Source organism: Thiomicrorhabdus sp. (assembly GCF_963662555.1).
Lineage (GTDB): Bacteria > Pseudomonadota > Gammaproteobacteria > Thiomicrospirales > Thiomicrospiraceae > Thiomicrorhabdus.
Map to the genome: position 1 here is coordinate 1,602,413 of NZ_OY759719.1, position 22,791 is coordinate 1,625,203.

The following is a 22,791-nucleotide window of genomic DNA, read 5'->3' on the forward strand; positions in this document are numbered from 1 at the left end:
CTTTTTTACATAAAACTTTTAAATGCATCCTGATAAATCAAATTAAAAAATCACCTAAAGAGATTTAAAGCCATGTCAATGACAGGTAGAATAGAGGCGTTTTTAACTCATCATGTGACTACCTTTGACCTATTCTGTTGTTGTATCTATTTCCAAACAAACGCTTGATGTAATTGATTCGGCAAGCTTAACGCCTGTTAAGTCTTATGTGATTAGCACGGGATTGAATGGTATTGGGTGTGATAAAGGTTCTGGTAAAACACCTTTAGGACATCATATTATTAGAGCCAAAATAGGCCATGACCAGCCGCTTAATAGCGTATTTGTTGGTAGGCGACCTACTGGTGAAGTGTATTCACCAGGTTTAGCCAATGTTCAGCTAAATCGAGATTGGATTTTAACTCGTATATTATGGCTTTCTGGTACTCAAGTTGGTGTGAATCGTTTAGGGCAGGTAGATACTATGCAACGTTATATTTATATTCATGGCACACCAGATTCTGAACCTATGGGTATTCCATTGTCACATGGCTGTATAAGAATGCGTAATCAAGATATTATGGAGCTATTTGATTTAGTTGAGGTTTCAACTCCTGTGGAGATTATCTGTTGATTGCTTATATCTTACGGCTAATTGGCTCGGTTTTATTTGTCTCTTGGATAGTTGGCACCTTAGTTTTCTTTTTGATTCACCTTGTTCCAGGTGACCCGGTAGCTGTCATGCTGGGTGACTGGGCAAGTCCTGCAGATGAAACCGCCCTAAGAGAGCAATTAGGTTTACATTTACCTATTTGGACTCAGTACCTTCATTATTTAACAGGCCTGGTAAATTTAGATTTAGGTCAGTCTCTCTTTTTTCAGCAACCAGTTTCTGAGTTAATAGCAGAGCGTTTTCCCATGACATTAAAGCTAGCTGTTATGGCATTAATGATTGCAATCTTGATTTCTTTTCCTCTTGGTTTATGGGCTGCGTTACGTTCTGGTAAATGGCCTGATCATCTCTCAATGACGGTTTCATTAGTAGGGGTTTCTATTCCTAACTTTTGGTTAGGTCCTATGTTGATTTTATTGTTTTCACTGAGCCTAGCCTGGCTACCAGTCAGCGGGGCGGAACAACCTTTTTCTTGGGTATTGCCTTCCATTACATTAGGTACGGCCTTAGCAGCAATACTTGCTCGTATGTTACGTGCCTCTTTGTTAGAAGTCATGCATGAAGACTATATTCGTACTGCACAAGCCAAAGGTTTACCGTCTTCAATCGTTTATGGTAAACATGCATTATTTAATGCGTTACTTCCTGTAGTCACTATTTTAGGGTTGCAGTTAGGAACTTTATTGGGTGGAGCCGTTATTACAGAAGTCGTGTTTGATTGGCCTGGTTTAGGACAGTTGTTGGTTGAATCTATTCAGCGTAGAGATTACCCTGTGGTACAAGGCTGTATTTTAATTATTAGTGTTGCTTACATAACCATAAACGGCCTAACTGAGCTGGTTTACGCTTGGTTAGATCCAAGAATTAGAGTGGCAAATTAACATGAGTGTTATTTTCGCAATTAGAGTTATAAGCCTATGCTAAGAATATTAAGTTATATCATTATTGCCGCTTGGCTTTTAATGGCTTTAGCGGGCTTTTTTATTGGTGATGGAGCTAATAATGTACATCTTAATCTCTTTTTAAGCTCACCAAATTACCAGGCCTGGTTAGGAGCCGATGAACTTGGTAGACCCGTTTTGCAAAGAGTAATTTTAGGTGCCCAGACTTCACTCTTTGTAGCGATTGGAGTGGTGTTTTTCTCTGCCATTATTGGTACCTCTATTGGTGTGTTGAGTGGTTATTTAGGCGGTTGGTTTGACCGTGTTGTTACCAAAATTATAGATGTGTTTTTGGCGTTTCCAGGTTTATTGTTGGCTATTGCCTTAGCCGCAGTTTTAGGCCCTGGTATTGAAAATGTTGTTTTTGCCTTAGTGGTTGTTGGCTGGGTAGGTTACGCTCGTTTATCACGAGCTCAAACCTTAAGTATTAGGCATAGAGAACATATTTTGGCAGCAAGATCTCTAGCGGTTCCTGTGCCTATTATGCTGTACAGGCACGTTTTACCACTGATTTTAGCTCCATTAGGGGTTGAGGCAACATTTGGTATTGCAGGAGCGGTTATCTCTGAGGCTGGTCTTTCATTCTTAGGTTTGGGAGTACAACCGCCTGATGCCTCATGGGGAAGCATGATTAAAGAAGGTACTCGTTATCTATTGGTTGCACCGCATTTGGTTTTAGCACCAGGTTTGGCTTTAATGTTAGTTGTTTTAGCCGTGAACTTGATTGGTGATCAATGGCGTGATTATTTAGATGTGAGAACCAGAACAACTAAGTAGGGTTCGTTTTTAATTAAGCTTTGTCTGCTTTAATGGCTAATCGAACCAGTTCTGTGATGGTTTTTACTCGTAGTTTAGACATTAGATTTGCACGATGTACTTCAACTGTTTTAATGCTGATGCATAGATTCTCTGCAATGCGTTTATTGGGAACACTTTTTAGTATCTCAGTTAAAACTTGTTGTTCTCGTTTTGATAACTGATTAAATAGCGTACTTAATTCTTGGTCTTTCTCGTGTTGTTTTTGAATATCATCATAATGATGAATCGCTGCTTGAATACGCTCAAGTAAATGTTGGTCATTATAGGGCTTTTCAATAAAATCGAATGCACCTTCTTTCATAGCTCGCAAAGCCATTGGTACATCGGCATGTCCGGTGACAATGATGACGGGAAAGTGTTCATCAATTTCTTTGATTGATTTGTGTAAATCCATGCCATTTATACCTGGCATTCGCACATCCAACACAACACAACCAGATAAACCTGGCGTAAACTGTTCTAAAAATTCATGACCATTAGCAAATAATTGTGTGGTTAACTGAACCGACTCTAATAACCAGGCGAGTGATTCACGTACTTGCTGATCATCATCCACAATATAAACAGATGTTTTTATCATGTGTTACTTTCCTCTATTAGGGTTTTGCTTTTAGAGACGAGTGGCAGGGTAAACATAAACTGGCAACCTGGGTGATTGTTTTGTATTTTTAGTTGGCTGTTGTGTGCTTCAATAATACTACGACAGATAGCCAGACCAAGTCCCATACCTTCTGTTTTTGATGAGTGAAAGGCATTGAATATATTTTGCATTTCTTGCTCATTTACACCTGAGCCGTTATCAATGACACTAACTTCTACATCGTGATTTAAAATTTTTAAATCAATACTAACAAAGCCATCCTTGCTATTAACCGCTTCCATACCATTACGAACAAGATTTAATATGACTTGTTCAATTTGAGTTTTATCACCTTTGACCATAATTTGGGACTCTGAAGATGGAGCAAGCAATTTAATGGTGTTTTGATAGGCCTCGGCACCAAGAATATCTAAAACTTTATTTATTGAGCTAATAAGGTCAAATTCTTGTTGTTGAGGCGTGCCTGTTTGTACAAACTCTCTTAGGCGTTTAATTATGTTGGATGCTAGATTTAAACTCTCTAATGATCGAGTTAATCCTAGCTTTATTTCTTCAGAATCTTTTCCGTTTAAACGTCTTAAACTACCGCTAATGTAATTTACCGCTGCCGTAAGAGGCTGGTTAATTTCATGTGCTAAACCCGTTGCCATTTCACCTACGGTAAATAAACGCGTAATTTTTCCAAGTTGGGATCGATAAATTTCTCGTTCTTCTTCAATTGCATGACGTTCAATCCCTGATGCAATCCATTGCGTTAGTAAGCGAAGTAACTCTTGGTCTACACTGCTGATTTCTGAATGGTTAATCAGGTCACCGATAAGTAGTAGAAGTCTGTTCGAAGGCCCATCGATATTGATCATAATGCTTTGTAAACGTTTATTACACTGCGTATTTTCATAGGTTTGAATTTGGTTGTTATTGGCTTGATAATCAATTTTTTGCAGACAATTTAAGGCTTCTTTTTCATAATGACGGTCACCATCAAAAGACTGTAATGTTAATCCCATCGGATTGTCCTTGCTTGGTGTTTCTACTTTATAAAGGAAGGTGGCATCCATTTGAAAATGAATACGTGCCAAAACCATTAATTGATCTACTTTTTTGGCATAACTTGAACTGTAATTAACCGAAATCTCATAGAAACTTTGTAAGGCCTGGCGGCTTCGTCTAAGAGTCGCTTCTACACTTTCACGTGCCTTTATATCCTCTTCTAATTCTCTATTTACTCGTGATAGTTCTTGGGTTCGTTCGATAACTTCTTGCTCAAGGTTATTTTTATGTTGATCGAGTTCTAATTGAGATTGTGCCAGCTTACGATTGATGTGGCTGACCCGGGTAATCGACAAAATTAACACCAGGATTAAAGCTAAAATTAGACTGATTTCAACCGCATATTCATGCAACAAGGTTTTTAAATTAATTTTATTTTCGGGTGAATAAGGCGGCAGTTTTAGTGCTCTTAATAGGCCTTTTACCGTGGTTAAGTCGCCAGGTTTTGTCCAACCATAGTGACTGATGTAATCCTGTGAAGACGTTGACTTTGGCATAGAATAAAGCGTGGTTGCGACTTTCAAAGATAGAGCAACATCAGTATTAAAAAGGGTGGCTATTCCCCATTCAGCGTAGAGAGAGCTACTATGTTTTAGTTGATAGCTTGGGTTTGTTTTAGTACCGATAATTTTGATTTTATCTTTCTCTATCTCACCATCTTGAATCATCTTTTCTAATAAGCCAGAGCGTATTATTCCTGCCTCCGCTTCATTAGATAAAACAGCTCGAACAATATTCTTTTGTGAACCATTAGTAAAACGGAGTTCAAAAAAATCTCTATCAGGCGTTATACCAGTAAGCATGAATTCCCGTTTCATCATTTGATAGCCACCAAATTCAAAAGGCGAGGTAGCTACAACACTTAGATTTTTTAGGTCTGAAAGGGTTTTGAATGTTTTTTTATCGGATTTGGCAATGACGGTGGCTGCGTAATAATCTTGTGTCTTACCATGGTATTCTGTTTGTAAAGTAGCGATAAGTTTTGCGCCATTGGCGACTAATTGCACTAAGTGGTTAGGGCTTGAAATAATAAACTGCAATTGTTTTTTATCTACTGCATTGTCTAAGCATTCTCGCCCCATTGGTTTAATGACAAAATCAAGCCCTTCAATATGAGTAGAAAGGTAATTAGCTGTTTTATTCCAAAAAGCAATATCCGAAGCTGTGCTGTGTTGATTAAATACACCTATTGAAATGGTATCTGCACATGCCTTATTAAATATAGGTAAAACAAGCATAAAAATGCACATTACCTGCCAGATAAACAGGTTTTTTCTTTTAGATATGTAAGAGTGTATTAACATTTGAATAGTCTAATACATATCCAACCCCAATACACCTAGGGTTATCCCTAGTTATTGTAGTAACCACCCGAATTAACACGCCTTACTTAAAATAATAGACTACTCCCCGAAGTTTGAAACAACATTACTTACCTCAAGGGAGTCTTCATATGTCTTTAAATCGCCGTGAGTTTTTACACATCATGTCAATGGCCGCAGCTGCGGGTTTGTTACCAACGTCTGTATCTGCTCAAGAGCCACAATCAAGTGTAGGAAATGAATCGAAATCATCTCCTGACTTATATAAAGTGCCAATGAAAGGTCAGGTTAGGTTATTGCATATAACCGATACTCATGCGCAATTAAAGCCTATTTATTTTCGTGAACCCAATGTCAATTTAGGAGTAGGTCCTGCTTATGGGAAGTTGCCTCATATTGTTGGTCATAAAGCATTAAAAAAACTGGGTATTAAAGAAAATACACCTTTGGCACATGCTTTTACCTTTCTTAATTTTGAAGAAGCAGCTCATAAATATGGAAAAGTGGGCGGTTTTGCTCATATTAAAACCTTGTTAGACCTTTTAAGAAAACAGGCAGGAGGGCAGCAAAATACCTTGACGATGGATGGTGGTGATTTATGGCATGGTTCTGCTACTGCATTATGGACAAAAGGCCAAGATATGGTTGAAGCATCTAACCTTTTAGGTGTTGATGTTATGACTGGCCACTGGGAATTTACTTATCCAGAAGAACAAGTGTTAAAAAATGTTCATAAATTCAATGGTGAGTTTCTTGCACAGAATATTCGAATTAAAGAAGATGCCTTATTTGGTGGTGAATATTCTGATATGGCTAATCGTTATGATGGTACAGGATTGTATGATGAGGATAGAGCTCTTCCTTTTAAACCATATACGATAAAAGTGATTAACGGTGAGCGTATCGCCGTTGTTGGTCAAGCTTTTCCAAGAACAGCCAATGCTAACCCGCAATCTAACTTTCCTGATTGGTCGTTTGGCCTGCGTGAAGATTCCTTACAAGACACGGTCAATCAAATTCGTGAACAAGAAAAAGTTTCAGCTATTGTAATGATTTCGCATAACGGCATGGATGTGGATATCAAAATGGCTTCGCGTGTAAGTGGTATTGATGTCATTTTTGGCGGACATACGCATGATGGTGTACCGCAAACTATTCCGGTAAAAACCCCAGAAGGAAAGGTTTGCCATGTAACGAATGCCGGTTCTAACGGTAAGTTTGTTGGTTGTATGGATTTAGACATTCAAGATGGAAAATTACTTGGCGTGCATTATCAGCTTCTTCCAGTATTTTCTAATTTATTGCCTGCAGATAGATCGGTGGACTTGTTTATTAATAGACTTAGACAAACCGTTTATGACAAATCGATTATTGAGTCACGTAATCCAAAATATGCATTTAATGCTTCACGTTTAGGTAAAACCTATGAGGAAATTTTGGGTGAAGAGTTAGCCGTTGCTGAAGATACCTTGTATCGCAGAGGTAATTTTATGGGAACCTGGGATCAAATCATTGTTAATGCTCTTCGTCACGAACATAAAACACAAATTGCTTTATCTGCAGGAGTTCGTTGGGGTACGTCGGTATTGGCTGGTGAAATGATTACCATGGAGCGGGTAATGGATGAAACATCCATGACTTACGGCGAAACCTATAAAGCTGACATGACGGGAGCTCAAATAAAAGACATCTTAGAAGGTGTGAGCGAAAACATTTTTCAAAAAGACCCTTATTTACAATCAGGTGGCGATATGGTGCGTGTTGGAGGTATGGACTATACCTGTACACCACAAGCTCCTTTTGGACAGCGAATTACCGATTTGCGTTTAGACGATGGCACAAAAATAGAGCTAAATAAAACCTATAGTGTTGCTGGTTGGGGCCAAGTTGAAACAATGGGGAGTGGTCGACCTGTATGGGATGTTGTAGCAGATTATTTAAGAGCCAATAAGGCAAATACAAAGCTGAAAAAGTTCAATACTCCAAAATTAAATGGTGTAGATGGCAACCCAGGTATAGAAGATTATTCAACTAAAGTACCTTCTTGATTTAGTTAACTGTTAGTTTTATCTATATGAATTAGCAGAATTTAATTTGAACAAGGTTTAAAAATAAAACACATCAGTCCTTGGTGATTACATATTGCTAAGGTCTCAAATATTAAAGTTTGTTCAGAGAAAATTATTCGCTAAAAACGATTTAGAGAATTATTGAAAGGATGAATCATGCTAAAACTATTTAAACAAGCTTGGTTTAGAGATACAAATGAATCCGCTATTTTTATCAATGAAGTTGCGGTGCGAATTAGAGCAGGGATTATGTTAGTGGTTCCTTTATATATGGGATTAACCCTGTTTGATGTGCTTCACACCTCTAAATGGATTGTTGATCCTAATAGTATTGTAGATACCTATAATACAGATTTTGATGGGCACATTATTTACAGTCTTGAGGGGATTAAGCGAACTTACGATTACACTTTGCAAACTTGGGTACTGTTTTTTGCTTTACTCGATATGATTGCAGGGATGTTTATTTTTACATCACGATTTTCACCGACTATTTTACTGAGTAGCTTTTTAGCCAGAAATGTAGAACCCGTATGGAAACCTTTAGTGCCAAAACGTTTTGCTTGGAGTATTGGGGCAACCATTATATTTCTATGCATTATGTATTTTAATCCAGATAGTTTTGCTTCTGCTATAAACAGTTTATGGGGCAGTCAGTTATTGCCAGAAACAGAAAATTATCTAACTAATTGGATTCCAAGCTTAGTTTGGCTGTGTATCGCTTTTATGTGGTTAGAGGCGACGCTAGGATTTTGTGCGGGATGTAAGTTACATTCATTATTAGTGTGGATGGGATTGCTTAAAGAGGAGTGCGTTGCTTGTAATAATATTAATTGGGAAGAGATTGCTAAAAAGCATAAGCAATCGAATGCCTCTGGTGATTAAGTTTAAACTTTTACAATTAAGTCGATGTTGCTGTTCATTAAATTAAATGGTTAGAAGCAACTTACCAGGCCTGGTAAATTGTTAAATGATTAAATTTAAATAAGCAGTTAGTAAGTGAAAAGTGCTTGTAGATTAGGTGTAGATGTTTATATTTTATAAGCAGATCTATATGATCAGATTTGTTAAAAACGTTTTAAAATAGTGATTTTATCGCCCAATTTAATATAGCCTTGACGCAATACCTTACAACGAGCACCACCACGCCATTCTGGAGTCATTGCGGCCTTTAAACCTGGCTGCAATGCTTCCATGCGGTTACAGGGGTCGGTCTCTTTGGTGATTTCTAATAGTACTTCACCAATTTGTATTTGCTCGCCAATCATTGAATCTGAAAACTCCATATCATCTACTAATAAGTTTGCACGGCGTTCTACCCAATCAATTTCTGTTAAGCATTCTTTACAGGCTTTTTGCCAGCTTTTTAAAGATAATAAAGTGACTTGAGTATTTGGGTTTTTTTGCCCTTGAAAATCACCTTCTAATCCTTTGTCTAAAGAGACAAAAATTTCTTCGTGAGAGGTGATGCAACCTCTCGATTCTTTATGTGTTGCTATACCAATCAGTTTAGCCATCTATGTATCCTTATTCTTTGTATCTCAGAAATTATAATTATTGAATATGACAATACGGTTAAGCTTGTGTTTCTATTTTCATTTTTGGGTATGATATGTGCAATTGAAATTCACATGAATGATAAAAACGTTTTAAAGGGCAATTATGAAGCACATCGCAGGTAAATCCATGTCTCTAGGCAGTGTAATGGTTGATATTGAAGGCACAGAACTTCAATCCCATGAAATTGATCGCCTAATGGATCCATTGGTTGCAGGTGTTATACTCTTTAGCCGCAATTTTGAATCTGTAGAGCAGTTGATAAAACTTACCCATGAAATACATGATTTAAGACACCCAAAATTATTGATTGGGGTTGATCACGAAGGTGGACGAGTACAAAGATTTAGAGCTGGTTTTACTCATATACCTCCTATGCGTGTATTAGGTGAATTATATGAACAAGACAAAAAATACAGTTTTGAGATGGCAGAAAAAATTGGCTGGTTACTTGCCGCTGAACTTTTAGCGGTGGGTGTAGACTTTAGTTTTGCCCCTGTGCTTGATTTAGACTATGGCGGTAGTAAAGTGATTGGTGATAGAGCTTTTCATGCTAATCCGATTGCGGTAGGTGATTTGGCCTTTCATGTTATGAATGGTATGCGTAAAGCGGGTATGGCATCAGTAGCTAAACATTTTCCAGGGCATGGTTTTATAGAAGCTGATACCCATTTAGAGGTGGCAATAGATAATCGACCTTTTACTGAAATTCAGCGCCACGATATTCAACCGTTTTTGCGTTTAATTGAAAATAGCATTGATGCCGTTATGCCGGCTCATGTTATTTATCCGCAAATGGATAAAAATCCAGCAGGTTTTTCGGGATTTTGGCTAAAAGAAGTATTACGTAAACAGTGCCATTTTGAAGGTGCGATTATTAGTGATGATATGAGTATGAAAGCTGCAACTGAATATGGAACTGCAGCTGAAAGAGTCTTAAAGGCATTACAAGCAGGTTGTGATTTGGTTTTGGTATGTAATGATGCCATTGCTGCTGATGAAGTATTATCGAAGGTTCATTGGCATGCAGATATTTTATCGCATGCACGCCTCATTCGATTACATGCACATGGTAAGTTTGAATACGCTAAATTACAATATGAACCGCTTTGGCAAGCGGCAGTATCGGCCGTAAATAAATTGAATCAACAAGAAGATCAACAGGAACTGATTTAAATGGAATGGTTAACTGATGTTTGGACAAACTTAGTCGCTTTATTTGGTGGCCAAGTTTGGTTGTTACTTATATTATCTATCTTAACGGTTACTATTGTGGCCGATATTACTCAGCGTTATATTTTAAAAATTGTTCACGTTAAGTTATTACGCAGTGGTTATGTTTGGATTGACAGTATTGTGGATGCTGCACGTGCGCCAGCATCTTTCTTTATTTGGGTAACAGGGTTAATTTTAGCTTTAACCACCACCATCTCTCAATTTGGTTTTTATACTGACTTAGTGCCTTACATTCTCTCTTTTAAATCCACGATTTTAACGCTCTCATTCGGTTGGTTTGTAATACGCTTGGTGCAGCGTTTAGAGCAAAATTTAAAAGTGGTTGCTCGCCAAGATGACCGTTTAGATGAAGTCACGGTAGAGGCCTTTGCCAAAATTATCAAACTGCTTGCCTTTATTATTACGATTCTTTTCTTCTTAAATGCCTTTGGAGTCAGTTTAACAGGCCTGTTAGCGTTTGGGGGTGTAGGTGGTATTGCCATTGGTTTTGCTGCTAAAGACTTGTTAGGTAATGTTTTTGGCGGGCTTATGCTTTATATGGACAAGCCTTTTACTGTTGGAGAGTGGATTCGTTCACCTGATAAAGAGATAGAAGGAACCGTAGAGAAAATTGGTTGGCGAATGACTATTGTGCGAACCTTTGATAAACGCCCGTTGTATATTCCAAATGGCATATTTTCTAATATTTCAATTGAAAACCCATCCAGAATGAGCAACCGTCGTATTAAAGAGACAATGGGGATTCGTTATGCAGATGTACATAAGATGCATGACATTATTAAAGATGTGAAAACCATGTTAAAAGAGCATCATGATATTGATAATAATCAAACCTTAATAGTTAACTTTAATGGTTTTGGGGCTTCTTCTTTAGACTTTTTTATCTACACCTTTACCAAAACAACAGACTGGATACGGTTTCATGAAATTAAACAAGATGTTTTGCTTAAGGTGAGTGATATTGTTGAATCGCATGGTGCAGAAATGGCATTTCCTACCCGTACTTTACATCTTGAATCTATTCAGGGATTGGAAGGATTAAACAACCAATCGGTTAGTAGCGATAAACAGTAATATTTAGTCATTTTGGTGATATACATAAATGAGCCCTGATGGTTTTTAAAGCAGGTTGATATCAAAGCTCGTAAATAATCAGGGTTTATTTTGGATTTTGTTCAATACGTTGTTTAAGATTAGTTAAGGTGTAAAAGGGCATATCAATCACCATTGAATTTGCTAACCAACTTGGTATTTCGCCACCAGGTTCTGCAGCAATTTGTAAGGTAACGCTTGTTTTGTTTTTGGCAACGGGTTCAAGTTTCCAAAACCCTTGCATTTTAGGAACTCTAATTTTATCGGGTTGTTTAGGGTACGCATTAGGCTGGGCTTGTAAGTCAATTAGATAACCTCCGTTATCTAATGATGATTGGGTTGAGAGGGTGACTGAATCTCGGTCTGTAACAGGCCATGGCGTTTTGGTAACGGTATAACTAAGAGCTTGAGAATCACTGAGTTTTTTTAGCTGTTTGGCTTGTTTGGTATTGTAATACCACTTAGGTAGGTTGTCGGTATCACGAATCACGTTCAGTATTTTATTTACTGGAGCATTGATGTTTACTTGCCCTTTAAACTCTTTAAAGCTTGATCCTTCTACACTCTGAGTCCAAACTTTAACAGGACTTGCTTCATCTGTAGGTTCTAAATCCCATGCGTAAACTTGGTTGCTGTAACTAAGACTAGTAACAAATAGAGCGGTGAATAGGGTAGCAAATTTCATTTTATTTATCCTGCTTGCCTGTATAGGTCATCAACTCAGAATCATAGAGAGTTATCGGTTGGCAATAAGACCTATATAAAATCTCTTAAAAAGTCTTTATAAAATAATAACTTCTGGTTCTAAATGAATTCCAAATTTGTGGTTTACGTCATCTTGAACAAGATGATAAAGCTCTTCAATGTCAGTACCTGTTGCACCGCCTAAATTAATCAATACTAGAGCATGTTTAATTGAAACACCTGATTTACCATGTGTACGACCTTTCCAACCCGTTTGTTCAATTAACCAAGCAGCAGGAATTTTATAGTTTCCTTCAAGTGTCTTATGGTGAGGGATTTCTGGATATTCTTGAATAAGAGTTTCAAAGTAATCGGGTTCAACTATTGGGTTTTTAAAAAAGCTTCCAGCATTGCCTTGACGTTCTGGGTTAGGTAATCTGTTTTGTCTAATATCAACAATGGCTTCAAAAATGATTGCAGGGGTCAGTTTCTCTTTTGGTATGTCTGCTAAAGCTTCTTTGAGCGGATCATACGCCAAGTTTGGGTTGCCATATTTAAGTTTTCTAAGCCTAAATGTTACTCGGTGAACCAACAGGCGATTTACAAATTCTTGTTTGAAAATACTGGTTCTATACCCAAAATTACACTCTGCATTACGGTACTCAATACGTTGGCCATCATATATATTTAGGGTTTGTACACGAGTAATCGTGTCACGAGCTTCCGCACCGTAAGCTCCAATATTTTGTACTGGTGCGGCTCCAACTGTGCCAGGTATTAATGCAAGGTTTTCTAGGCCCCACCAGTTATTCTCTACAGTGTATTTAACTAAGTCATGCCATTTCATTCCTGCACCGACCGAAAGCCAAATATTCTCTTCGTCTTCTTTAACGATTTTTAATTTATCGTAAGTGCAACGAACCACCACACCTTCAATATCATGAGTAAAGAGTAAATTACTGCCATCACCAATAATTCGCCAGGGTAAAGATGCCAGCTTAAGATCAGAGCGTAAGATTAAGATATCGCTCTGTTTATTGATTTCAATAAAATATTCGCTCTTAACATCAATGTTAAAAGTATTGTAAGGCAGAAGTGATTGGTTGGCCTGAATGTGCATTTTAGTCTTGTGTATAATGAGTAACAAATTGAGATTATTATAAAGGAAGATGAATGAGTCAGTTGAGACTTTCTAAAGATTCTTGGTCGTCGCAATCAGTTTTTATTATGGCGGCAATTGGTTCTGCTGTTGGCTTAGGTAATCTGTGGAAGTTTCCGTACATTACAGGTGAAAACGGTGGTGGTGCTTTTGTATTGGTTTATTTGGCTTGTATTTTACTAATTGGTATTCCTGTTTTGCTTTCTGAATTAGCTTTAGGGCGGGCAGGCCAAGCAAACCCTGTGCAAGCAATGGCTAATTTAGCTCATGAAAATGGCGGCGGACGTTGGTGGAGTTTACTCGGTTTTAATGGAGTGTTAGCGGGTGCTTTGATTTTATCGTTTTATACCGTGATTGCTGGTTGGGGTTTAGCTTATTTTGTAGAGAGTATACAAGGTGGGTTTGTTGGTATGGGAGCCGAAGAGGTTGGTGAGAATTTTAGCAGTCTATTGGCTAACCCTGTTGAGCTTCTTTTTTGGCATACTCTTGTTAGTATCTTTACTGTTATTGTGGTGGCTAAAGGTATAAAAAGTGGTATTGAAAAGGCCATCTCTTTTATGATGCCTGGATTATTATTTATATTGCTTGTGTTACTTGGCTACGCAACTACTACAGGTTCATTTGGTCATAGTTTTTCTTTTTTATTTTCACCTGATTTTTCGAAATTAACCTGGCAGTCGGTGCTTACGGCAATGGGGCACGCCTTTTTTACACTGAGTATTGGTTTGGGAACCATGATGGTTTACGGATCTTATATCTCTAAAAAGTATTCTATTGTTAAAGCAGGTTTGTGGATTGCTCTTGCCGATACTTTGGTTGCACTTTTAGCAGGCCTGGTCATTTTTTCTATTGTTTTTGCAAATGGTCTTGAACCAAGTTCAGGCCCTGGCTTGTTATTTCAAACCTTACCCATTGCTTTTGGAGATATGACAGGCGGTTGGTTTTTTGGAACTCTATTTTTTGCTTTGGTAGTAATGGCCGCATTAAGTTCATCAATTTCTTTAATTGAACCAGCGGTGAGTTGGTTTGATCAAAACTGGGGAATTAAACGTGCCAAAGCGGCTTGGATTTTAGGCACAATTATTTGGTTTGTGGGTATTGGTAGTGTCTTGTCCTTTAATGAATGGTCCGATATTCACCTTATTGGTGAAAGAAACTTTTTTGAATCTGTTGATTTTATTACCGCCAATATTATGCTGCCATTGGGTGGGCTGTTAATCTCTATTTTTGTTGCTTGGGTTTTAAAGGATGAGGAACGCGACAAACAGTTGGACATGAGTAATTGGGTGATGGGTAAATTTATATTGGATTTAAAGTGGATTGCTCCTGTTGCAATTATGGTGATTTTTGCTTCAAATCTAGTATCAGGCGATGACATTATCCCAATGTTATCGGCTATATTGGTTGTGTATATGATTTATGTCTGGAATATAAAACGCTCTCAGTAAAGAAATGACTAAACCGGGTATAAAAAAGGAGGCTAATTAAGCCTCCTTTTTTGTATGCGTAATTAACTTTTAATATTGTGCAGTATATTGGTTTTGTACCATACGGTGCATCTCTAAATATTTAGCATTGATTTTGCGTTGCATAATGTGAGAGTATCGAAGAATAGAACGCATAACATGATAAGTCAGCATAGGGTGTTGTTCTACAAGGCTTTCAAAGGCATCTTTATGTAATAAGATGACTTCAGAATCTCGTTTTGCCACTAAACGCATGGTATGAGTATTACCATCGATAAAACTTAATTCTCCAGTCATACTGCCTTCTTTTAAGGTATCAATATGAATAGTTGCATTATTGCTCAGCACCTTTAAAACTTCTAGTTTGCCGCTAATCAGCAGGTATAAGGTTTCGTCTTTTGTGCCTTCATCAAATAAAATCTCACCCTTGCTAAGTGTCTTATGGGTAACTGCAGTAGATAATATTTCACACTCTTCAATAGAGACGTCTTGACCAATAATGGTTTCAGATAAGGTTTTTGCAACATTCATAGATAGGCTCTCAATAGTATTTAACAAGTAATTTTATTCTAACCTTATGAGAAAGAACATAACAGTATAAATACTTAAAAATTCTATGTATGAGGGTAGGTTTTAAAAATGAGGAGTATGAATAGTTTAAATTGCACTCGATTGAATGCAATTTGATTTTGACCAGGTCTGGTCAAACTGCTTATTTAAGTTCTTGAATAGGAAAAAAGTGGCCAAAAAATGCACTTAATCCCCAAACAAAAGTAAGAATCAATATAAAAACAATAATGATTGATCGGGCAGTTTTATTATCAATGAATTTCGCTTTCCAGTTTTCGCTTTTGATGAGAGGCCAAACTAGATAAATAAAAACAACCAGTGCAATAATTTGTAATGCGATAAAAAGGTGTTGCAACCAAGAAGGAAGCTCGGATTCTGTCATATTGTTCTCATTTTTTGTAAAGCCAGGTTTTGATCAATTTGTGCTTCTATGCGTTAACACAGGTAGTCTTTGTAAAGCTTAAGTTAATAGGTTGACTAAAGTTTGGTAATAAATATCAGTTAACTGGTTTAAATCACTGACACTCACTTGTTCATCAATTTTATGAATTGTAGCGTTGATAGGGCCAAGCTCAATAACTTGAGCACCCGTTGGGGCTATAAAACGACCATCAGATGTACCGCCTGCTGTTGATAGTTGCGGTTTATACCCAACTATTTTTTGTGATGCATCTTGAACTGCTTTTATCAGCTTGCCTTCAGCGGGGGTAATAAATGGCAGGCCTGATAAAGTCCAATCTAAACTGTATTCAAGTTTATGGTGGTCTAAGATAGCATGCACGCTCTCTTTAAGGGATTCAGGGGTGTGTTCGGTTGAAAAGCGAAAGTTAAATTGAATCACAACATCGCCAGGAATTACATTGGTAGCCCCTGTACCGCCATTAATATTAGAGATTTGAAATGAGGTTGGAGGGAAATACTCGTTACCATGATCCCATTGAACCTGAACCAATTGTTCTAAAGCGGGAGCCATATTATGAATAGGGTTATCGGCGAGCTCTGGATAGGCGATATGACCTTGAGTACCTTTAATTGTTAAGTTACCACTTAAAGAACCTCGGCGACCATTTTTAATAGAATCGGCAAGTTTATGGCTACTAGATGGTTCGCCAACTAAACAGTATTCAAATTTTTCATTACGAGCTTCTAAGGCTTCAACTACTTTAACGGTACCTTCTGTCGCCGGGCCTTCTTCATCACTGGTAATGAGGTAAGCAATAGACCCTTTGTGATTTGGGTGATCATTTACAAAACGATTGGTTGCGACCATAAAACAAGCAATTGAACTTTTCATATCTGCCGTGCCACGACCAAACATCATGTCGCCATCAATATGTGCAGAAAAAGGTGGGTGAGTCCAGGCGTCTTCTGGGCCTGTAGGAACCACATCTGTATGACCTGCAAATACCAAACAAGGTGATTCAGTACCTTTTCTTGACCAAATATTATCCACTTCACCAAATTTCATATTTTCAGTTGTAAACCCTAAAGGTTGTAAATAGTCGGCAATAATTTGCTGACAACCCTTATCGTTAGGGGTTACAGAATCAATCTGGATTAGTTTTTGTGCAAGCTTAATGGTGTCTGTCATGTGTTTGAATCTTTATGTTTAAGGTGTTGTGATTAATGAGCTGTATTATAACGTAATCAAACTAATCATTATTTAATAAAGCTTTGATATTCGGCTTCTTTAAAACCAAATAATAAGGTTGATTGTGTTTCTAAAACAGGGCGTTTCACCAGTGTTGGCATCTCAGTTAACACACTTAGGTCTTGCCCAGAAGTCAGAGCCTGTTTTTGTTCATCGGTTAATTGCTTCCAACTGGTACTGCGTTTATTTAAGATGACCTCAATAGGTTGTGTTTGTAGCCATTTTTCAATGGTTTCTAGAGTTAAACCCTGTTTTTTAAAGTCATGAAATGTATAAGTTACCTGGTTTTCGTCTAAAAATTTACGTGCTTTACGGACTGTATCACAGTTTGGTATGCCGTATAGAATCATGGTTTGTCTGCCTTTTTTGATAATGTGATTTCATTATAGAGTGAGCACGCTATGAATCAACAATTCAGCGAGTAAATTGTTAAAGAATGTTCTTTTTAGGGTGTTAGTGGTTATTTATTTAATTGAAGACCTTTGCATGAGTAGGGTGCGAGAAAAAAAATGGGAAAAAATTTATCTGATTGAGGCGATAAAAACAGTAAATATCTGGCAATTCACAAGTTTTTTAACTAAAACCAGGAAAATTTTAACCATTTTTAGCCTTACATCCACTCATGCAAAGGTCTCTTGAATTTCAGTTGTGATTTTTTGGCTGTTTGGCGTTTGAAAAGGTATAATTATCGGCTATTTAATTTTCTAATTTACTTGAGAGAGCTGCATTATGACAATCAAAAGAATCGGTCACCGTTATAGCGATACTAAAACAGGCGTAACCTTAGATGTGTGGTTTCCACGCTCAAATAAAGAAATTGCTCGTAACTGTTTGGCTTCTAAAGCTGGGCTGATTAAAGGTGATTTTGTAACTGTTGAAATTGCTTCAATTGATGATGCACCAACTTCTGCTGAAGAAGCATACCTTCGCCTGCACTTATTATCTGAGTGTGCCGTTAAGCCAAATGAGATCAACTTAGATGGCGTGTTTGGTTTATTAAATAACGTTGCTTGGACAACTGCTGGGCCAGTTTTACCATCAGAAGTGGAAAACTTGCGTGAAGCGATTGCGGATGAAGTTCACCAGTTTAATGTGACTTGTGTAGATAAGTTCCCACGTATGACCGACTATGTTATTCCTGAAGGTGTTCGTATTGGTAATGCAGACCGTGTTCGTTTGGGTGCTCACTTAGCACCAGGTACAACGATTATGCATGAAGGTTTTGTAAACTTTAATGCCGGTACTTTAGGTAACTCAATGGTTGAAGGGCGTATTAGTGCTAGTGTTGTGATTGGAGAAAACACTGATATCGGTGGTGGTGCTTCTATTATGGGAACACTTTCTGGTGGTGGTAAGCAGGTTATTTCAATGGGTCAAAGAAACTTATTGGGTGCAAACGCTGGTTTAGGTATCTCTTTGGGTGATGACTGTATCGTTGAATCTGGTTTATATTTAACTGCGGGTACTAAAGTTAAAATGCCTGATGGGTCTATTGTTTCAGCTCGTGACTTATCAGGCCAATCAAAACTATTATTTAGACGTCATAGCCAGACGGGTGCGGTAGAAGCCATTGTTACTGACGGCACTTTATGGGGCGGTTTAAACAGTGCTTTACATAACAACGACTAGTAACAACGACTAGTAACAACGACTAGTCTTTAATGTCTTGTTAATTTTGATATGGTTAACTTTATAAAAACTGAGTTTTTTGAGTTAACCATATTGATTACTTAGCTGTTCTGGCTGAGTAATTGAATTCTATTTGTCTTTTCGGCCAGCATTAATCTATTTTCATTTTGGTATAATTCAAACTAATATTTTTATTTTTCGATCTATTTTTTTAACTTCGCTTTATTTATTTAAGGGGTGCCTATAGTGGCAAAAGTGATTGGTTTTGACCATGTCAGTATCATCGTAAAAGATGCCGAGGCTTCTCTGGCTTTTTATCAAGAGTTATTAAATATAGAACTGTTAGATAGGCCTAATTTGGGTTTTCCAGGTTATTGGGTAGATTTACATGCCGGGCAAAGTTTACATATTATGGAGTTGGAAAACCCGGTTGAAGGGGTTCAACGCCCTGAACATGGTGGTAGAGATTACCATTTTGCTTTAAGGGTAGATTCTATTGATGAATTTGTAGAAAAGCTCGATAGAATGCAAAAGCCTTATACTTTAAGTCGTTCTGGTAGAAAAGCTTTGTTTACTAAAGACTTAGACAATAATTCATTAGAATTATTTGAGCCATAATCTGTCTATTTATTTCAATATAGATTTAAATTTACCAGGCCTGGTAAATTTAATTTTAGATTCATGGTTAATTCTCAATCATCTCTTTAATAGCTTCAGATATCTTTGTAAGTTGTTCTTTATTTTTAATGCCTTCGTTATTGGTGTTGCTAATTAAAAATACGTCTTCAGCCTTTTCACCTTCAGTGTGGATTTTTGCATCATGCAAGCGAATATTATTCTCTTTCAAAGCACAACCAATTCTTGCCAGTAAACCTGGAGCATCTTTTGTACTAATCGAAAGTTCAGTTAAGCTTTCATTAATTTGTTTAAAGCTGACATTGGTTGGTGTATCAAAGTGTCTGGTTCTGCGGTTTCTTATGTTATAAGTCATATCAAGAGGTTGGACATCAGTCTGGGTTAATTGATATTGAATTTTATCAATTACTTCAAAATGACGACTTTCGTCTAAGTAATCTTGAGTTTCTCTATTTAAGAAATACATCATCACTAGGGTCATTTTGTCTGTACAACTAAAAATTTGTGCTTCCATAACATCAGTTGAAAGAATGTCTAACGTATAGGCAATATGTGCAAACAGATAGTCTCTATCTGGCATATAAATAATTAATTCCGAAGCACCGCGTGGAGTCTGTTCTTTTAAAAATACATGATTTTGGGTTTTATCACGCTGATAAAGAAGTTTGGTGATTCTTGCCACGTCATTAGGTGTTTGTTTACTAAAGAAGTCACTATTGCTAAGGCTTTTCCAAAAACTATTAAATTCTGAAGAGGCAATGCCTCTTTTAGAGAGTAGTTCACGAGCTTTTTCTTGGGTTTGTAACGCTTTGATTTCACGGTCTCTAGGTGTACTTGCTCCAATATTAAGCACCTTGGATGTTTCATTGTAGAGCTCTAAAAACAGTGAGTTTTTCCAGTCATTCCAAACATCGGGAGAAGTCGAGCAAACATCAGCTACAGTAAGTAGATACAAATAATCTAAATGTTCTTGATCTCCAACGATATTTGCAAATTTTTGAATCACTTCAGGATCACTTAAATCTTTCTTTTGAGCAACGCTAGAAAAATCTAAATGATGTCTGACGAGCCAGCTAATCATCTTTGCATCTTTAGAGGATAAATTGTGGTTGCAGGCAAACTCCATAGCATCTACCGCACCTAAAATCTCATGAGAACCATTACGGCCTTTGGCAATATCATGAAACAGTCCCGCTAAAAAAAGTATTTCTGGTTTGCAGAGTTTTTTAGCAATTTGGTGTGCTGTTGGAAATTCATAGGTAAAGTCATCTACAAAAAAGCGGCGTAAGTTCCTAATGACTAAAATAGTGTGATCATCAACCGTGTAGGCATGAAAAATATTAAACTGCATCAGACCTGTGATTTTTTTAAAAACAGGTAGGTATTCACTTAAAACACCGTAACTATGCATACGTTTGACCGCAGCATTAACCCCTTTAGGCTGTCTAAATATTTCCATAAAAAGAGCTTTGTTGATTGGGTCATTGCGAAAGCTATCATTAATTAGATATAAATGATCTCGTATCGAGCGAATTGCATTAGAACGCAACCCTTTTACTTCAGGCAAGGTTTCTAAAATAATAAAAGATTCAAGCAAAGCGGTTGGGTTTTTGAAAAATACTCTTGGATGAGTTATATCTAAGTATTCGCCAACAGTTTTAAAGTGATTATTAATGGGTTTTTCTTCGGTATTTTCGTTGTCAAAAAGTAATTCACGAAAATGTTGGAGTAAAATTTCATTAAGCTTTACTACGTTTTGCACATTACGGTAGTAACTACTCATAAATTGTTCAACGGCAATTTTATCGTCGTTATCACTATATCCAAAACTCTCAGCAATTGATTGTTGTAAATCAAACTGTAGACGGTCTTCTCGACGCTTCTTTTGGTGTTGTAAAGCAAAACGGATACGGTTTAGATATTTGTAAGCAGCCTCAATATCTAAAAATTCTTCAGTAGTTAAAAAGTTACGCTGTACCAGTTCGTTGATTGAATTTGCATTAAAGTGTCTTTTAGCTACCCAGTAAATGGTTTGAATATCCCGCAATCCACCAGGGCTTTCTTTAATATTAGGTTCTAGTTGATAAACGGTGTCATTGAATCGTTTATGGCGAGCAGTTTGCTCATCATACTTCGCTATAAAAAAGTCTTTTCTATCCCAGAACTGAGAATGTCTGTTCCAAAGTTGTTGAAGTTGTTCAAAACGTGAATAGTCTCCAGTTAGCCAGCGTGCTTCTAATAAATTCGTTGCGGTAGCAACATCTTCTAGTCCAGCGTTTTGGCAGTCTTCAACTGTTCTGACCGCATGACCAACCTCAAAACCTAAATCCCATAAAAAGGTAATAAATCTGGATAGTTTATCTTGATTTGCTTCAATGTCGTCACACAGGATTAATAAATCTATATCAGAGTATGGATGAAGCTCGCCACGACCATAACCGCCAACAGCAATAAGAGTGGCTATTTTTTCAGGGATGTAGTCTTTCCAAATGCGTTTCAGGAATTGGTCAATAAAAATGGCTCGTTCTTTAATAAGTTCGGCAACGGCTGCTCCGTTTTCAAACTGCTTAAACTGGTAGTTGGTAAAGTCAGATAGAACGGAACGTCCGATTTTAATTAATTCAGAAAGAGGTACATCGGGGTTATCAAGTGAATGAATAAAATTTGGAATAGAAGGGCGTTCATTCATAACTAGACTCAGTATTATTTAGGTTCGATTAAAGTTTAAATATCTGTAATAGCCAAGCTACAATTTCTTGGCTATTATCAGTTGGGCTATTAAGAGTTGTTTAAATTAATCCATTTAGCTTCATTGAAGTTCTTATGGTTTAATTTTTGTAAAAAAAATTAAGGAAGAACCGGCTTTTCGTCAGTTCTTAAGGTAAAGATTTCGTAACCTGTTTTAGTCACAATTAAGGTATGTTCCCACTGTGCAGAAAGCTTTCTATCTTTGGTAACTACTGTCCAATTATCAGCTAAGAGTTTAACCGGTGCTTTTCCTTGGTTAACCATAGGTTCAATAGTAAATACCATACCTTCTTTTAGAATAATTTCTTTAAGTTCCGGTGCTGCATAGTGTAAAACTTGCGGTTCCTCATGAAAATCAGCTCCAATGCCATGGCCGCAGTATTCACGAACAACAGAGTAATTATTTTTTTCAGCGTGTTTTTGAATAGCGTAAGCAACATCATAGAGTGTTGCATTAGGTTTTACTTGCTCAATTCCTAACCATAAACATTCATGTGCCACTTTACAAAGGCGACTTGCAAAGGGTTTAACTTCGCCTACCTCAAACATCATGCTGGTATCGCCATGATAACCATCTTTAATGACAGTAACATCAATATTAACGATATCACCTTTTTTAAGTGTTTTGGTGTCTTCTGGTATACCATGACAAACTACTTGGTTAATAGATATACAGCTTGAAGCTGGAAAACCATGGTAGTTAAGTGTGGCAGGAATAGTTCCTTGCTCTTCAGTCATATATTTATGCATGATTGAGTTGAGTTCACCTGTTGATGCACCAGGCACTACATAAGGTGTAATCATTTCTAATACGTCTGCAGCTAATTTACCTGCAATACGCATTTTTTGAATTTCATCGGCTGTTTTGATTTTTATGGTCATAATAAACGGATCTTTTGATTTTTATTA

At 37.2% G+C, this 22,791-nt stretch carries 21 protein-coding genes; 10 read left to right on the plus strand and 11 right to left on the minus strand.

Features of this window, described 5'->3' with window-relative positions; all coding sequences use genetic code 11:
* The first annotated feature begins 124 nt into the window (after positions 1-124).
* From ACORJQ_RS07015 to ACORJQ_RS07025, 3 genes are read left to right on the plus strand one after another with little or no spacing between them, the layout of a single operon-like run.
* Positions 125-613, plus strand: coding sequence for a L,D-transpeptidase family protein (locus tag ACORJQ_RS07015; protein WP_321323171.1), 489 nt, complete (start codon positions 125-127; stop codon positions 611-613).
* Positions 610-1,533, plus strand: coding sequence for a nickel ABC transporter permease (nikB, locus tag ACORJQ_RS07020; RefSeq protein ID WP_321323173.1), 924 nt, complete (start codon positions 610-612; stop codon positions 1,531-1,533). The genes ACORJQ_RS07015 and nikB overlap by 4 nt, the downstream gene beginning before the upstream one ends.
* Positions 1,534-1,569: 36 nt before the next feature.
* Positions 1,570-2,370: an ABC transporter permease gene (locus ACORJQ_RS07025; RefSeq protein ID WP_321323174.1), complete on the plus strand. Its 801-nt coding sequence runs from the start codon at positions 1,570-1,572 to the stop codon at positions 2,368-2,370.
* Between the two features lie 13 nt (positions 2,371-2,383).
* On the opposite strand, the gene ACORJQ_RS07030 is transcribed toward ACORJQ_RS07025, so the two are convergent.
* Together ACORJQ_RS07030 and ACORJQ_RS07035 are read right to left on the minus strand one after the other, a co-directional pair.
* Entirely contained in the window at positions 2,384-2,992 is a 609-nt protein-coding gene (locus ACORJQ_RS07030; RefSeq protein ID WP_321323176.1) for a response regulator transcription factor, read from the minus strand.
* Positions 2,989-5,301 carry a sensor histidine kinase gene (locus ACORJQ_RS07035; protein ID WP_321323178.1) on the minus strand — a complete coding sequence of 771 codons (2,313 nt, stop codon included), beginning with the start codon at positions 5,299-5,301 and terminating at the stop codon, positions 2,989-2,991. The genes ACORJQ_RS07030 and ACORJQ_RS07035 overlap by 4 nt, the downstream gene beginning before the upstream one ends.
* Before the next feature lie 215 nt (positions 5,302-5,516).
* On the opposite strand from ACORJQ_RS07035, the gene ACORJQ_RS07040 reads away from it, so the two are divergent.
* Positions 5,517-7,433 carry a 5'-nucleotidase C-terminal domain-containing protein gene (locus ACORJQ_RS07040; RefSeq protein WP_321323180.1) on the plus strand — a complete coding sequence of 639 codons (1,917 nt, stop codon included), beginning with the start codon at positions 5,517-5,519 and terminating at the stop codon, positions 7,431-7,433.
* Positions 7,434-7,610: 177 nt separating this feature from the next.
* On the plus strand, positions 7,611-8,339 hold the full coding sequence (locus ACORJQ_RS07045; protein WP_321323181.1) for a DUF4395 domain-containing protein: 729 nt from the start codon (positions 7,611-7,613) through the stop codon (positions 8,337-8,339).
* 182 nt (positions 8,340-8,521) lie between these two features.
* On the opposite strand, the gene ACORJQ_RS07050 is transcribed toward ACORJQ_RS07045, so the two are convergent.
* Complete coding sequence (locus ACORJQ_RS07050) at positions 8,522-8,971, minus strand: MOSC domain-containing protein (protein ID WP_321323183.1); 450 nt, start codon at positions 8,969-8,971, stop codon at positions 8,522-8,524.
* A 145-nt stretch (positions 8,972-9,116) separates the two neighbouring features.
* On the opposite strand from ACORJQ_RS07050, the gene nagZ reads away from it, so the two are divergent.
* Positions 9,117-10,187, plus strand: coding sequence for a beta-N-acetylhexosaminidase (nagZ, locus tag ACORJQ_RS07055; RefSeq protein WP_321323184.1), 1,071 nt, complete (start codon positions 9,117-9,119; stop codon positions 10,185-10,187).
* The gene (locus tag ACORJQ_RS07060; RefSeq protein WP_321323185.1) at positions 10,188-11,321 is read left to right on the plus strand and encodes a mechanosensitive ion channel family protein; all 1,134 of its coding nucleotides are present in this window, start codon (positions 10,188-10,190) and stop codon (positions 11,319-11,321) included.
* An 85-nt stretch (positions 11,322-11,406) separates the two neighbouring features.
* Here the strand turns inward: ACORJQ_RS07060 and ACORJQ_RS07065 are convergent, their stop codons facing one another.
* Complete coding sequence (locus ACORJQ_RS07065) at positions 11,407-12,024, minus strand: START domain-containing protein (protein WP_321323187.1); 618 nt, start codon at positions 12,022-12,024, stop codon at positions 11,407-11,409.
* A 96-nt stretch (positions 12,025-12,120) separates the two neighbouring features.
* Positions 12,121-13,143 (minus strand): UDP-N-acetylmuramate dehydrogenase, encoded by a 1,023-nt coding sequence (murB, locus tag ACORJQ_RS07070; protein WP_321323189.1) that lies wholly within the window; start codon positions 13,141-13,143, stop codon positions 12,121-12,123.
* Between the two features lie 53 nt (positions 13,144-13,196).
* Here murB and ACORJQ_RS07075 point away from each other — a divergent pair, with 53 nt between their 5' ends.
* The gene (locus ACORJQ_RS07075; RefSeq protein WP_321323191.1) at positions 13,197-14,630 is read left to right on the plus strand and encodes a sodium-dependent transporter; all 1,434 of its coding nucleotides are present in this window, start codon (positions 13,197-13,199) and stop codon (positions 14,628-14,630) included.
* A 69-nt stretch (positions 14,631-14,699) separates the two neighbouring features.
* On the opposite strand, the gene ACORJQ_RS07080 is transcribed toward ACORJQ_RS07075, so the two are convergent.
* The 4 genes from ACORJQ_RS07080 to ACORJQ_RS07095 form a co-directional block, all read right to left on the minus strand.
* Positions 14,700-15,179 carry a Crp/Fnr family transcriptional regulator gene (locus ACORJQ_RS07080; protein ID WP_321323193.1) on the minus strand — a complete coding sequence of 160 codons (480 nt, stop codon included), beginning with the start codon at positions 15,177-15,179 and terminating at the stop codon, positions 14,700-14,702.
* Between the two features lie 181 nt (positions 15,180-15,360).
* Complete coding sequence (locus ACORJQ_RS07085; protein WP_321323195.1) at positions 15,361-15,600, minus strand: hypothetical protein; 240 nt, start codon at positions 15,598-15,600, stop codon at positions 15,361-15,363.
* Between the two features lie 78 nt (positions 15,601-15,678).
* Positions 15,679-16,809, minus strand: coding sequence for a succinyl-diaminopimelate desuccinylase (dapE, locus tag ACORJQ_RS07090; protein ID WP_321323197.1), 1,131 nt, complete (start codon positions 16,807-16,809; stop codon positions 15,679-15,681).
* 68 nt (positions 16,810-16,877) lie between these two features.
* Positions 16,878-17,219, minus strand: coding sequence for an arsenate reductase (locus ACORJQ_RS07095; protein WP_321323199.1), 342 nt, complete (start codon positions 17,217-17,219; stop codon positions 16,878-16,880).
* A gap of 379 nt (positions 17,220-17,598) precedes the next feature.
* On the opposite strand from ACORJQ_RS07095, the gene ACORJQ_RS07100 reads away from it, so the two are divergent.
* Both ACORJQ_RS07100 and ACORJQ_RS07105 read left to right on the plus strand, forming a co-directional pair.
* Positions 17,599-18,498: a DapH/DapD/GlmU-related protein gene (locus ACORJQ_RS07100; protein WP_321323201.1), complete on the plus strand. Its 900-nt coding sequence runs from the start codon at positions 17,599-17,601 to the stop codon at positions 18,496-18,498.
* A 246-nt stretch (positions 18,499-18,744) separates the two neighbouring features.
* Positions 18,745-19,116, plus strand: a complete 372-nt coding sequence (locus tag ACORJQ_RS07105; RefSeq protein WP_321323203.1) for a VOC family protein — start codon at positions 18,745-18,747, stop codon at positions 19,114-19,116.
* Between the two features lie 67 nt (positions 19,117-19,183).
* Here the strand turns inward: ACORJQ_RS07105 and glnD are convergent, their stop codons facing one another.
* Positions 19,184-21,823, minus strand: a complete 2,640-nt coding sequence (gene glnD, locus ACORJQ_RS07110; protein ID WP_321323205.1) for a [protein-PII] uridylyltransferase — start codon at positions 21,821-21,823, stop codon at positions 19,184-19,186.
* 158 nt (positions 21,824-21,981) lie between these two features.
* Entirely contained in the window at positions 21,982-22,764 is a 783-nt protein-coding gene (gene map / locus ACORJQ_RS07115) for a type I methionyl aminopeptidase (protein WP_321323207.1), read from the minus strand.
* Between the last annotated feature and the right edge of the window lie 27 nt (positions 22,765-22,791).

Coding starts and splice junctions, on each gene's coding strand:
- ACORJQ_RS07025 (WP_321323174.1), top strand. CDS start 1,570: ATGCTAAGAATATTAAGTTATATCATTATTGCCGCTTGGCTTTTAATG.
- ACORJQ_RS07030 (WP_321323176.1), bottom strand. CDS start 2,992: ATGATAAAAACATCTGTTTATATTGTGGATGATGATCAGCAAGTACGT.
- ACORJQ_RS07035 (WP_321323178.1), bottom strand. CDS start 5,301: ATGCTTGTTTTACCTATATTTAATAAGGCATGTGCAGATACCATTTCA.
- ACORJQ_RS07040 (WP_321323180.1), top strand. CDS start 5,517: ATGTCTTTAAATCGCCGTGAGTTTTTACACATCATGTCAATGGCCGCA.
- ACORJQ_RS07045 (WP_321323181.1), top strand. CDS start 7,611: ATGCTAAAACTATTTAAACAAGCTTGGTTTAGAGATACAAATGAATCC.
- ACORJQ_RS07050 (WP_321323183.1), bottom strand. CDS start 8,971: ATGGCTAAACTGATTGGTATAGCAACACATAAAGAATCGAGAGGTTGC.
- nagZ (WP_321323184.1), top strand. CDS start 9,117: ATGAAGCACATCGCAGGTAAATCCATGTCTCTAGGCAGTGTAATGGTT.
- ACORJQ_RS07060 (WP_321323185.1), top strand. CDS start 10,188: ATGGAATGGTTAACTGATGTTTGGACAAACTTAGTCGCTTTATTTGGT.
- ACORJQ_RS07065 (WP_321323187.1), bottom strand. CDS start 12,024: ATGAAATTTGCTACCCTATTCACCGCTCTATTTGTTACTAGTCTTAGT.
- murB (WP_321323189.1), bottom strand. CDS start 13,143: ATGCACATTCAGGCCAACCAATCACTTCTGCCTTACAATACTTTTAAC.
- ACORJQ_RS07075 (WP_321323191.1), top strand. CDS start 13,197: ATGAGTCAGTTGAGACTTTCTAAAGATTCTTGGTCGTCGCAATCAGTT.
- ACORJQ_RS07080 (WP_321323193.1), bottom strand. CDS start 15,179: ATGAATGTTGCAAAAACCTTATCTGAAACCATTATTGGTCAAGACGTC.
- ACORJQ_RS07085 (WP_321323195.1), bottom strand. CDS start 15,600: ATGACAGAATCCGAGCTTCCTTCTTGGTTGCAACACCTTTTTATCGCA.
- dapE (WP_321323197.1), bottom strand. CDS start 16,809: ATGACAGACACCATTAAGCTTGCACAAAAACTAATCCAGATTGATTCT.
- ACORJQ_RS07095 (WP_321323199.1), bottom strand. CDS start 17,219: ATGATTCTATACGGCATACCAAACTGTGATACAGTCCGTAAAGCACGT.
- ACORJQ_RS07100 (WP_321323201.1), top strand. CDS start 17,599: ATGACAATCAAAAGAATCGGTCACCGTTATAGCGATACTAAAACAGGC.
- glnD (WP_321323205.1), bottom strand. CDS start 21,823: ATGAATGAACGCCCTTCTATTCCAAATTTTATTCATTCACTTGATAAC.
- map (WP_321323207.1), bottom strand. CDS start 22,764: ATGACCATAAAAATCAAAACAGCCGATGAAATTCAAAAAATGCGTATT.